General features: G+C 70.0%; 9 protein-coding genes. 6 read left to right on the top strand and 3 right to left on the bottom strand.

All coding sequences use genetic code 11. The features are described 5' to 3' along the window. Window positions 1–31 precede the first annotated feature (31 nt). Window positions 32–3,853, top strand: coding sequence for a type VII secretion protein EccCa (eccCa, locus tag H507_RS14200; RefSeq protein ID WP_245558807.1), 3,822 nt, complete (start codon window positions 32–34; stop codon window positions 3,851–3,853). Continuing rightward, window positions 3,802–4,152, top strand: a complete 351-nt coding sequence (locus tag H507_RS17930; protein WP_169512673.1) for a hypothetical protein — start codon at window positions 3,802–3,804, stop codon at window positions 4,150–4,152. Before eccCa ends, H507_RS17930 begins: the two co-directional genes overlap by 52 nt. 7 nt (window positions 4,153–4,159) lie before the next feature. Here the strand turns inward: H507_RS17930 and H507_RS0102450 are convergent, their stop codons facing one another. Next, window positions 4,160–5,542: a S8 family peptidase gene (locus tag H507_RS0102450; RefSeq protein ID WP_026377660.1), complete on the bottom strand. Its 1,383-nt coding sequence runs from the start codon at window positions 5,540–5,542 to the stop codon at window positions 4,160–4,162. Between the two features lie 92 nt (window positions 5,543–5,634). On the opposite strand from H507_RS0102450, the gene H507_RS0102455 reads away from it, so the two are divergent. Together H507_RS0102455 and pheA are read left to right on the top strand one after the other, a co-directional pair. Then, complete coding sequence (locus H507_RS0102455) at window positions 5,635–6,570, top strand: DUF2510 domain-containing protein (RefSeq protein WP_022909144.1); 936 nt, start codon at window positions 5,635–5,637, stop codon at window positions 6,568–6,570. 65 nt (window positions 6,571–6,635) lie between these two features. After that, the gene (gene pheA, locus H507_RS0102460; protein WP_022909145.1) at window positions 6,636–7,538 is read left to right on the top strand and encodes a prephenate dehydratase; all 903 of its coding nucleotides are present in this window, start codon (window positions 6,636–6,638) and stop codon (window positions 7,536–7,538) included. A gap of 120 nt (window positions 7,539–7,658) precedes the next feature. Here the strand turns inward: pheA and H507_RS0102465 are convergent, their stop codons facing one another. After that, the gene (locus tag H507_RS0102465; protein WP_022909146.1) at window positions 7,659–9,218 is read right to left on the bottom strand and encodes a bifunctional phosphatase PAP2/diacylglycerol kinase family protein; all 1,560 of its coding nucleotides are present in this window, start codon (window positions 9,216–9,218) and stop codon (window positions 7,659–7,661) included. Between the two features lie 108 nt (window positions 9,219–9,326). Between H507_RS0102465 and H507_RS0102470 the strand changes: the two genes are divergently transcribed. Together H507_RS0102470 and serS are read left to right on the top strand one after the other, a co-directional pair. Further along, the gene (locus tag H507_RS0102470) at window positions 9,327–9,680 is read left to right on the top strand and encodes a YciI family protein (RefSeq protein ID WP_022909147.1); all 354 of its coding nucleotides are present in this window, start codon (window positions 9,327–9,329) and stop codon (window positions 9,678–9,680) included. Between the two features lie 23 nt (window positions 9,681–9,703). Then, window positions 9,704–10,978, top strand: coding sequence for a serine--tRNA ligase (gene serS, locus H507_RS0102475; protein ID WP_022909148.1), 1,275 nt, complete (start codon window positions 9,704–9,706; stop codon window positions 10,976–10,978). A 3-nt stretch (window positions 10,979–10,981) separates the two neighbouring features. Here serS and H507_RS0102480 read toward each other — a convergent pair whose 3' ends face one another. Beyond that, a complete protein-coding gene (locus H507_RS0102480; protein WP_022909149.1) occupies window positions 10,982–11,767 on the bottom strand; it encodes a Cof-type HAD-IIB family hydrolase in 786 nt (261 codons plus the stop codon). Window positions 11,768–11,814: the final 47 nt, after the last annotated feature.

The raw sequence follows: 11,814 nt of genomic DNA on the forward strand, positions 1-11,814 counted from the left end.
GGCTGAGCCTGACCACCGGCATGATGAGCGGGTGGCGACGATCACTTTCAACCGTCCGCGGCGTGCGACCCCACCGGTCATGCCGCGGGGTGACCTGTTGCTCGAACCGCCGCCCGAGATCCCGCCTCCGCAGAGCGCCAAGATGTTCACGCGCCTGCTGCAACTGCTTCCGATGGGTGCCGGCGCGGTCGCGATGGGTCTGATGATGATGGGCGGCAGCGGGGCGCGCGGTCCGATGGCGGGGGTCATCGGCGGCATGTACGCGGTGTCGATGCTGGGCATGATGCTGAGCCAGGGCGGGCGTGGCCAGGACGAGCAGGCCCAGCAACTCGACGCCGGACGACGCGAGTACTTCCGCTACCTCGGGCAGACGCGCAAGCAGGTCAGGGCCGCCGCCGACCAGCAGCGTGCGGCCGTCGCCTACCGCCACCCGGACCCCGAGACCTTGTGGACCGTCGTCGGCAACAAGCGCATGTGGGAACGGCGCCGCGACCACGACGACTTCGCCTCTATCAGGGTCTCGGTGGGCCCGCAGCAGTTCGCCAAGAAGCTCACCCCACCCGAGGCCCAGCCACTGGAAGACCTCGAGCCGCTGACCACCGGGGCACTGCGCCGGTTCATCCGCACCCACCGACTGGTGCAGGGTGTGCCGCTGGCCATGAACCTCGACGGATTCCGTGAGATCAGGCTGGTCGGTGACGTGCAGGCCTGCCGCCAGCTGGCCTGGTCGATGGTCGCGCAGATGGCCACGTGGCACGCCCCCCAGGACGTGCGGTTGATGGTCTGCGCCGACCCCTCGGTGCAGCACCAGTGGCAGTGGGTGAAGTGGTTGCCGCACCTGCAGCACCCCGCCAAGGTCGACGGCGTGGGCAGGGCACGCCTGTTCGCCACCAACGCCGACGACCTGGTCGAGCTGTCGCTGGGCGGTCCGGGCCTCGAACAGCCACCCGCGCAGATCGTGGTGGTCGTCGACGGGGTCGATGAGGTGGCCGCCGGACAGTTCCAGACCGGCACGTCGCACGCCATCGGGCTTCACGTGACGGGTGAGACCACGGTGCCGGCACGCCTGCTCGACCAGGTGGCCGTGCTCGAAGTGCGTGACCAGACGGTCACGCTGCACCGGCGCACCTCGCGTGGGGTGATGGCAAGGACGCCGCTGGGTCGTCCCGATGCCGTTCCCATGGCCTACATGGAGATGCTGGCGCGGGCCATGGCCCCCTATCGGCTGCCCGTGTCGAGCGCCACCGGAAGTGAGGACGACGAGTCGTCCGAGGTCGTCTTCGAGCCTCCCCAGGACTACCCGGCCATGCTCGGGGTGGGTGATCCGCTCACCCTCGACGTGCGGCAGGCGTGGAAGCTCCGGCCCCTGCGGCAGCACCTGCGCATCCCCTTCGGCACCGCCGAGGACGGTCGTCCGGTCGAGCTCGACATCAAGGAGGCGGCCCAGGGCGGTATGGGGCCGCACGGCATCTGCATCGGCGCCACCGGGTCGGGCAAGTCGGAGTTCCTGCGCACCCTGGTGCTCGGGCTCGCCATGACCCATTCGACCGAACAACTGAACTTCGTGCTGGTCGACTTCAAGGGCGGCGCCACGTTCCTCGGGCTGGACGACCTGCCCCACGTCAGTGCCGTGATCACCAACCTCGAGGGCGAGGCCAGCCTGGTCGAACGCATGCAGGACGCCATCGGCGGCGAACTCGACCGCCGCATGGAGGTGTTGCGCGCAGCCGGCAACTTCAAGAACCGCGAGGACTACGAGCACGCCCGTCAGGCTGGCGCCGACCTGCCCCCGATGCCCCACCTGTTCATCGTGGTCGACGAGTTCTCGGAACTGCTCACGGCTCGTCCTGAGTTCATCGACCTGTTCCTGCAGATCGGACGGGTCGGCCGCTCCATCGCCGTGCACCAACTGCTCGCCTCCCAGCGTCTGGAAGAGGGCAAGCTCAAGGGCCTCGACACCTTCCTCTCCTACCGGATCGCGTTGCGCACCTTCTCACCGTCGGAGTCGCGCACGGTGATCGGGGTACCGGACGCCTACGAACTGCCACCGGGCCCCGGGAACGGTTACCTCAAGTTCGACACGGTGGGCATGACCCGGTTCAAGGCCGCCTACGTCTCGGGACCGTGGCACGGCAACGCCGCCACGCCCGCGGCCAGCGGGGTGGCCGGTGAACTCGGGGCCTCGGTGATCGAGCGGCGGTGGGTACCGCCGGTGCTGGAGTTCCTGGCCGAACCCGTCCCCGTCGTGCAGGCACCGCCAGCGGAGGACCCACGCCCCCAGGCCGTCCGGGCCGGGGTGGAGGGTGCCTCCGTGACCGACCCCATGGCTCAACCCGCCGACTCGGCTGCCCCGAAAGCCGATGCCGACCCCGAGGACGACGAGGAGACGATGCTCTCCATCGCGGTCAACCGGATGAAGGGTCACGGTTGGCCGGCGCACCGGGTGTGGCTGCCGCCGCTGGACGACCCGCCGACGATGGACCTGTTGCTGGGTGCCCCGGTTGCGGTCGCCGGACGAGGCCTCACCGCTCCCGACCCGTCGACGCACGGTCAGTTGCGCGCCCCCATCGCCCTGGTCGATCGTCCTCGTCACCAGCGACGCGACCCCTGGTGGCTCGACTTCTCGGGCTCCGGCGGCAACATGGCCGTGGTCGGGGGCCCCCAGTCGGGCAAGTCCATGGCCCTGCGCGCCACCATCGCCGGTCTGGCCCTGACCCACACCCCGCGGGAGGTGGGCTTCTACGTGCTCGACTTCGGCGGCGGGGCGCTCACCTCGATGCGCGAACTCGTCCACGTCGGCTCGGTCTGTGGACGACTCGACGTCGACCGGGTGCGCCGGACCATCGCCGAACTGACGAGCCTGCGCACCAGCCGTGAGGTGTTCTTCGCCGAGCACGGCATCGACTCGATGGCCACCTATCGGCGCGGTCGCCGGGACGGGACCATCCCGGCGGACCGGTTCCCCACCGATGTCTTCCTGGTGGTCGACGGGTGGGGCACGGTCCGGCAGGAGTTCGAGGCGCAGGAGCAGGTGATCACGAACCTGGCGAACGGCGGCCTCGGATTCGGCATCCACGTGGTGCTCGCCGCGTCCAAATGGTCGGAGATGCGCTCCACCATCCGCGACAACCTGCAGACCCGGGTCGAACTCAAGCTCGGTGACCCATTCGAGTCCGAGGTCAACCGCAAGGTGCAGGCGCTGGTGCCGGCAGGTCGTCCGGGTCGGGGGGTGCAGGCCGAGGGGCTGCACACGCTCATCGCCCTTCCTCGCATCGACTCCGTCGAGAACGCCGACGACGTGCAGCGCGGGCAACGCGACCTCATCGCCCGCATCAACCAGGCCTGGGACGGGCCCCGGGCCGCCGAGGTGCGCCTGCTGCCGCTCAGCCTGCCGCCGCAGACGCTGCCGGCCATCGGGTACGACGGCACGGACCGCCGTATTCCCTACGCCATCGACGAACTCGAGTTGGCGCCGGTCTGGTTCGACCCGACCGCTGATCCGCACCTGGTCGCGTTCGGCGCTCCCGAGACGGGCAAGTCCAACCTGGTGAAGCTGATCCTGCGTGGCATCACCGAGCGGTACACGCCGAAGGAGGCCAAGATCGTCCTGATCGACTACCGCCGCTCGCAACTGGGCTTCGTCGAGACCGAACACCTGATCGGCTACGCCCCGTCGGCCGGGGCCGCCGGCGAGATGCTCAGGAACTCCGCGGACGCGGTGCGAGCCCGGCTGCCCGGGCACGACGTCACCCAGCAGCAACTGCGGGGGATCGGTCGTGGTGGACCGGCGCCGACCTGTTCGTGGTCGTCGACGACTACGACCTCGTCGCCACGTCGATGGGAAACCCGCTGACACCCTTCGCCGACCTGGTCAACCAGTCCCAGGACATCGGGCTGCACCTGGTGATCGTCCGCTCAATGGGTGGTGCGGGACGCACCGTCTTCTCCGACCCGATCGTCGCCCGCATGAAGGACGCCCAGATGCCGGCACTGATCATGAGCGGCACCAAGGACGAGGGGGCACTGTTCTCGGACGTGAAGCCCTCACCGCTGCCGCCTGGACGGGCGACCCTGGTGAACCGCTCGGGCAAGGTGATGGTGCAGATGGCCCACCTCGACCACGGACGGGACCCGGGCCAGCAGCCCGACTGAGACGAGGTCAGCCGCGCCGCGGCCGAGCCGCCCGGAACCCTCGCCGGGCCGCGGCCGGAACGACCAGCCGCAGCACCAGACCGGCACCCGCGAGGGTGAGGGCAACCGCGGCCACCGCCAGGGCCAGCCACATCGGACCGCGGTCGATCGTGACCGACTCGCGTGGTGGCACCGGCGGGGGAGTGGGGCTGGACGAGGGGTGGCCCGAGGTCGGCGCGGCCGGTCCGGTGAGCGCCCGCAGTGGGTTCACCACACCGCTGCCCAGGTAGGGGTCGGGCACCGATGCCACGGGCGGGTCCGCCGTCTCGACCAGCCGCTGCTTCACCTGGGCCGGCGTCAACCCGGGATGGCGTTGCAGCATGAGCGCCACCACCCCGCTGACGATCGGGGTCGCGAAGCTCGTGCCGCTCACCTGCGCGTACGCCTGGTTGGCCAGCTTCGCCTCGACACCCGACCCCTTGCCTGACGGAAGGGGCTGGCTGGGGGAGAGCGCGAGGATGCCCGCGCCGGGGGCGGCCACCGTCACCCGCATGGCGGAGTTCTGGTAGGCCTCCGCGGGTACCGCCTGGTCTTGTGGGTTGGTCATGCCCACCGCGATCACACCCGGGTAGGAGGCGGGGAAGGCCGGCCCCTGCAGTCCTTGGGCGGCGTTCCCGGCGGAGGCGACCACCACGACCCCGTGGTCGATGGCGTTGCGGACGGCCGCCGCGTACTCATCGGTGCCGAAACTCATGGCCTGCGAGATGTTGATGACGTCGACCCCCATGGCCACCGCGTCGTTGATGGCGGCGATCGTGGCGCTGGGGTCCTCCTTCTGGGCCGAACCCTGGTCGTCCGCCTGGTTCGTGAGGGCACGCATGGCGATCACCTTCGCCCCCGGGGCGACACCGGAGTAGCTGGTGCGCGGGTCTACACCGGGCTCGCCGACGATGATCGAGGTCACATTGGTGCCGTGGGTGCAATTGATGCCCTGCTCGGTGTCGCCCGGACCGCGCGGCCGCAACCTTTCCTTGTCGTCAAGGGGGAGGTAGTTGCGGGTGGAGATGCGTCGAGGGTCGAGCAGGGCAGAGTTGAGGTTCGAGACCCCGGTGTCGATCACTGCGATCGTCACCCCCGAGCCGTCGGCCAACTGCCACGCGCGGGTCAGGTCGAGTCGCTCCAGGTGCCACAACTTGGGAATGGCCGCCCCCGGTGTGGGCGAGACCGTCTGACACAGCGAAGCGTCCAGCCCAACGCCTTCGGCGCGGGCCGGGACGGGTGCCTGCGTGACCAGCAGCGACACCAGCGCACCGACGACGGCCGCCTGTCCCAGGCGGGAGCGAGGGGCCAGGCGGGGGCGGGGAGCCACGGTGGAGTGGGGGGCCAGTCGTGGTTCTCGGGGGCTGGTCACGCTGATCAGGCTAATGGGCCCCGGTGGCAGCGTCTGCGCCGTCGCCAGCACGCAGCGGCCGGGTGACATCACCCGCGGCTAGGGTGTCGGCCATGGTCGGCAAGCGTGGACTGCCCCTCGGCAAGGGTCCTCGGGCGGGGTGGTACCCCGACCCGGACGTGTCCGCGCGGTTCCGCTGGTGGGACGGCGGCCGGTGGACGACCTGGTTGTCGTCGACCAGGGAGCAGACCTTCCCGCCGCCCGGCGGAGCCACCGTGGTGCCCGTGCCCACCCGTCGCGACCGGGTGACCCGCGCCCTCTGGCTGGTGCTCGCGGTGCTCGTGCTGGCGATGGCCGTGATGGCTGCCGTCGGCATGGTCGTCAACCAGAGACGTGCAGAGGCTCGTCCACAGGTGTCGTGGGCACGGTCGGTCGCGCCGGCCCCCACACTCACCCCGGCAGGCCAGTACGGCACCATGCGCATCGACGGGTCGGGACTGGTGACCTTGGACGGCTACCTCACCGTGCGAGCCCCGCACGGCAGCGGGTGGACCGTGGGGAACGATGGGGGGACCACATCGTTGTCACCCTTCCTCGACCCGGCGCTGACCGTCGCTCATGCGTCGTCGGTCGACCCCAAGGGGTCCAATGGCACGTTCCTGGTGGGTCTCCCCGAACAGGCGCTGATCCCCGAGACGATCGACCAGACCGGGCCGGCGACGACACGCGCGCTGATCGAGGCGGCCTGGGGGGCCGACGAGAAGGAGCCCACCCGGGTCTCGATCCGCTCCTCCCGCAAGGCACCGGCGATCGGCCAACCGCAGGGCACGACCGGTGCCGGGACCTCGCTGAGCGCGTGGCGGGTGACCGCCGACTTCGTCACGGGGCCCCGCTCGTCCGAGAAGGCCATGGTGCTCGACCTGACCTTCCTGCAGGTCACCCCCGGACAGTGGGTGATCATCGGCATGGCCATGGGACGCGCCGTCGAATCCGAGTTGATGCCGCAGCTCGACGCGGCGCTCGCCTCGGCTGCGACGGCCCAGCGCTGACCGACGCAGCCATCCGGACGAGACCCCGGGCGAAGGGGGCGGGTGGTCGTCCTAGAGTGACAGCCATGCTCGGATACTTCGGCCCCGCCGGAACCTTCACCCATCAGGCGCTGCTGAGCCTCGACCAGGGTGATGGCATTCCCTTCGCGACCGTGGGGGCAGCCCTCGACGCCGCCGCGGTCGGTGAGGTGTCAGCGGCGCTGGTGCCCATCGAGAACTCGGTCGAGGGAGGGGTGTCGGCCACCCTCGACACGCTTGCCTCCATCGGCTCGCTGTGGATCGTCCGTGAGGTGCTGCTGCCCGTTCAGTTCGGGCTGTTCGTCCGTCCGGGCACCCCGCTGACGGAGGTGCGGCGGGTGCTCACCCACCCCCACGCCGCGGCCCAGTGCCGCGACTGGTTGCGGACGAACCTGCCCGGGGCCATCGTCACCGAGGGCGGCTCGACTGCCGGTGCGGCCCAGGAGGTGTCGGATCCCTCGTCCAAGTACGACGCCGCCGTGTGCGCGCACGTCGCGGGCGAGATGTACGGGCTCGAGCTGGCCGCCGACGCCATCGCCGACAACACCTCGGCGGTGACCCGGTTCGTGCTGGTGGCCCGCCGCGGGCAGGTGCAGGAACGCACGGGCGCCGACAAGACGACCCTGGTGGCCTACATGCACGAGGACCACCCGGGCGCCCTGCTCGAGATCCTCGAACAGTTCGCCACCCGCGGCATCAACCTCTCGCGCATCGAGTCGAGGCCCACCAAGACCACGCTCGGCTCGTACTGCTTCTCGATCGACGCCGACGGCCACCTGAGGGACGCACGCATGTCCGAGGCCCTGCTCGGGTTGAAGCGGGTGTGCAAGGACGTCATCTTCCTCGGTTCGTACCCGCGTGCCGACCGTGCCCAGCCTTCGCTGGCGCGGGGCACCTCGGACGCCGAGCACGAGGCCGCCAAGGCCTGGCTGGAGGGTCTGGGCGCCTGACCCCACCGCCGGCAAACTCACCTCTTGGTCACACTGCATGGCCATGAGCGTGAAGTTTGCGCGAGAGGGTGAAGTTTGCGGCCGCGGACACACCCGCGGGCCACGGGGCCGCCGAGACGATCAGGGGCGAACGATCAGCAGACAGCCAGGCTCGATCCGGGCCTCGAAGCTGCGTGCCTGGTCGATGGTGTCGCCGTCGAGTTCGTAGGGCAGGGGTTCGGCCACGTCGAAACGCAGGTGGCGCCCTTGGCGCATCAGCACCTTGTGCCGTCTCCTGAGCAGCACACCCACCCCGTAGGCGAACCACTCACCGACGTTGCGGGGCGCCGTCACGACCACGTCGAGCAGGCCGTCGGACGGGTCCGCCTCGGGGAACAGCGACAGCCCCGACTGCACCTCGCCGACGTTGCCGACCAGCATCAGGGTGGCCGGCCCCTCGTGGATGACGTGCCCATCGAGGGTGACCGTGGCCTGGACCGGCGGGGTCAGCAGGTTCTGGGCGATGGCGACGGCATAGGCGACCGATTTCACGGTGCGCTTGAGGCGCGGATCGGTGGAGGCCATCACCAGTCCGTCGATGCCGAGCCCGGCCATGACAGCGACGTGCTCGGACTGCCCGGCTCGTCCGTCAACGGTGACCTTCAGCAGGTCGATGGCGCTGGGACGACCGTCCAGGGCCAGGGCGAGGGCGGCGTCCAGGTCGGTGGGGACCCCGAGGTTGTGGGCCAGCAGGTTCGCCGTGCCACTGGGGATGAGGGCGAGCGGCACCCCACTGCCCGCGAGTTCCCCGGCGACGATCCGGACGGTGCCGTCGCCGCCGGCCGCCAGCACCAGGTCAGCCTTCGCCGCGATGGCGTCGCGCGCCATCTGGTGACCCGGGTCGGCCACCGACGTCTCGAACCACAGCGGTTCGGCCCAGCCTCGGGCAGCGAGTTCTCGGGTGAGCACCCTGCGGAAGGTGGCCAGGTCGAGCACCTTGGCGGGATTGACGATCACCGCGCACCGCGGCATCGGCCCCTCGACCGCCGGTGGTGCCAGCGCCCAGCGAGGGTCGACGTGAACCCCGCAGACCCACAGCGACAGCGAGGTCAGACAGGCGCCCAACAACACCGCGCCCACCAGGTCGGTGGTGTGGTGCGCAGCGAGCAGCCAACGGTTGACTCCGATCGCCACCACGGTGAGCACCGCCAGCACCCGCACCAGCACCTGGGTGCGTCGCTTGCGGCGGGCGATGGTGACCGCCACCGAGACCAGGATGGCCGCGACGGTGAAGGCGAGCACGTGCCCGGACGGATAGGCCCAGCCCCGGTCGGTCGACAACTCGGAGAAGTCGTTGGGCGGACGAGGTCGGTGCAGCACCCGTTTGAAGAGTTGGTCCACCAGCCAGCCCACGGAGGCCGCCACCACCACGGCGGTGCCGAACCGACGCAGATTGGCCCGCAGGGCCCACCAGCCGAGGGCGATCGTGAGCAGCGGCATCACCACGACCGGCTGGGTGACGAACGCGATCGCGGTTGCGGCCTCGGCCCACCAGGTTCCTGGTTGCACGGTGAAGTGGTCGGCGTCCAAGGGGGCCAGCACGGTGGTGCGCAGGGTCAACCACGTGAAGACGGCGAAGGCGACGCCGAACCCCAGACTCGTCCACGCAGCGAGTCGCACGGGGTGGGGACGCGGTGCCATGGCGCGAGCCTAGCGAGAGCGCACCCGCCAACGGTGTCGAATGGGTGCCACCCCATCCGTGGACCAGGTGAGGCGGCACCCGGCCGTCGCACACGAGAGGAACCTGTCATGCCCCAGTACCTGATCGCGTTCAATGACGAGTGGGTGCCCCCGCACACGCACGACCAGCTCATCGACAAGCGCGACCGGTCCCTGGCCGTGCTCGACGAGATGGAGCAGGCGGGGGTGTTCGTGTTCGGCAACGGAGGCATCGACGCCTCCACTGCCCTGTTCTCGGTCGAGGCCCGCGAGGGCCAACCGGTCTTCACCGACGGCCCCTTCGTCGAGACCAAGGAGCACCTGGGCGGGTTCACGGTCATCGACGTCCCCGATGACGAGGCCGCCCGAGACTGGGCCGGACGACTGGCCGTCGCCCTCGACTGGCCGCAGGAGGTGCACCGTTTTCCGGGCATGCCCGAGTGAGCGGTGGCCGATAGGCTGAGGCCATGATCGACCCGAAGCTGCTGCGCACCGACCCCGACCGCATCCGTCGCTCCCAGATCGCCCGCGGCGAGTCGGTCGAGATCGTTGACGAGCTGATCGACGCGGACGAGGGACGCCGTGCTGGTATCGGTGCGTTCGAGGCACTGCGTGCCGAACAGAAGGACCTCGGCAAGCAGGTCGCTCGCGCCTCCGGCGACGAGAAGGCCGCCCTCCTGGCGCGAACCAGGCAACTGGCCGGCGAGGTCAAGCAGGCGCAGGTCGACGCCGACCTTGCCGGAGCCCGATATGACGAACTCATCCGCCAGGTCGGCAACCTGGTGATCGACGGCGTTCCGATCGGGGGGGAGGACGACGGCGTACTGCTCGAGACCGTCGGCACTCCCCGTGACTTCGCCGCCGAGGGCTTCGAGCCCGAGGACCACCTCGCCATCGGCGAGCGGCTCAAGGCCATCGACATGGAGCGGGGTGCCAAGGTCTCCGGCAGCCGCTTCTACTTCCTGACCGGGGTGGGCGCCCAGTTGGAGTTGGCCCTGCTCAACCTGGCCATGCAGAAGGCCGCGGAATGGGGCTTCACGCCGATGATCCCGCCGGCCCTGGTGAAGCCCGAGGCGATGGAGGGCACCGGGTTCCTGGGGCAGGCCGCCCAGGACGTGTACCGGCTCGAGGCGGACGACCTGTACCTGGTCGGTACGTCCGAGGTGGCCCTGGCCGCCTACCACTCCGACGAGATCCTCGACCGGGGCTCGCTGCCGCTGCAGTACGTGGCCTTCAGCCCCTGTTACCGGCGCGAAGCCGGTTCCTACGGCAAGGACACCCGTGGCATCTTCCGGGTGCACTGGTTCGACAAGGTGGAGATGTTCGTCCACTGCCGGCCCGAGGACGCCGAGGAGTGGCACCAGAAGTTGCTGGGGTTCGAGAAGGAGTTCATCCAGCTGCTCGAGATCCCCTTCCAGGTGCTGGACGTAGCCGCCGGGGACCTGGGGTTGTCGGCTGCCCGCAAGTACGACTGCTATGGCTGGGTGCCGAGCCAGAACCGCTACCGCGAGATCACCTCGGCCTCCAACTGCACCGACTTCCAGGCCCGCCGGCTCAACATCCGCTCCCGGGACGAGCACGGGGTGGGGCCGGTGGCCACGCTCAACGGCACGCTGTGCTCGATGGCTCGTCCGATCATCATGATCCTCGAGAACCACCAACAGGCCGACGGTTCGGTGCGGGTGCCGCAGGCTCTTCGTCCGTACTTCGGTGGCAAGGAATTCCTGACGCCCCCGAACTGAGCGTCAGCCGAACCAGCGATCGAGTTCTGCGGCGGTGCCGTGGTCGTCGAAGTCGCCGGTGACGTCGTCGGCGACCTCGTGCACGCCGGTGGGGGCGTTGCCCATGGCGACCCCGCGCCCGGCCCACTGCAGCATCTCGAGGTCGTTGAACCCGTCACCGATGGCGAGCACGTCTGCGCGGTCGACACCCAGGTCGTCGGCCACCTGCGCCAGGCCCGAGGCCTTGTTGACGCCCAGCGGCGCGATGTCGAGCCAGGTCGACCAGCCGATGGCGTAGCTGACCCCGTGCAGGCCCACGTGTTGGGCCAACTCCTCGAACTCCTCGATGGGGGCATCGGGGTCGCGGATCACCACGCGGCTGGCGGGCTCGGCGCACAGCTGCTCCACCGACTCGATGATCATCTCGCCCTGCAGGTCCCCGTCGGGAAAGGGCTTGGTGATGCGGTAACCGGTGCCGATCACCTCGACGGCGATGGCCGCGTTGGGCGCCAGTTCGTTGACCCGCCGGATCACGGGCCCCGGGTCGAAGGTCTGCACGACGCGCAGGTCGAAGGGTGGGTAGTGCACGACCACCGCCCCGTTGGAACTGACGTGGACGCCGCGGGGGAGCCCGAGTTGGTGGACGACCGGCTCGGTCGAGAACCAGCCTCGTCCGGTGGCGAGCACGACGGGAACGCCGGCGTCGACCACGCGCCCGACCGCCTCCCTGACCGGGTCGGGCAGCACACCGTCATGGGACAGCAGGGTGCCGTCGATGTCGAGGGCGACAAGGCGGGGGCGGAAGCTCATGGACCCAGCCTGCCAGTCGTTGCGGCATGCACCACATCGGCCCGTGT

The sequence above is a fragment of the Aestuariimicrobium kwangyangense DSM 21549 genome (genome assembly GCF_000421525.1).
Lineage (GTDB): Bacteria > Actinomycetota > Actinomycetes > Propionibacteriales > Propionibacteriaceae > Aestuariimicrobium > Aestuariimicrobium kwangyangense.

Coding starts and splice junctions, on each gene's coding strand:
- H507_RS0102465 (WP_022909146.1), bottom strand. CDS start 9,218: ATGGCACCGCGTCCCCACCCCGTGCGACTCGCTGCGTGGACGAGTCTG.
- H507_RS0102455 (WP_022909144.1), top strand. CDS start 5,635: ATGGTCGGCAAGCGTGGACTGCCCCTCGGCAAGGGTCCTCGGGCGGGG.
- H507_RS0102470 (WP_022909147.1), top strand. CDS start 9,327: ATGCCCCAGTACCTGATCGCGTTCAATGACGAGTGGGTGCCCCCGCAC.
- pheA (WP_022909145.1), top strand. CDS start 6,636: ATGCTCGGATACTTCGGCCCCGCCGGAACCTTCACCCATCAGGCGCTG.
- H507_RS0102480 (WP_022909149.1), bottom strand. CDS start 11,767: ATGAGCTTCCGCCCCCGCCTTGTCGCCCTCGACATCGACGGCACCCTG.
- serS (WP_022909148.1), top strand. CDS start 9,704: ATGATCGACCCGAAGCTGCTGCGCACCGACCCCGACCGCATCCGTCGC.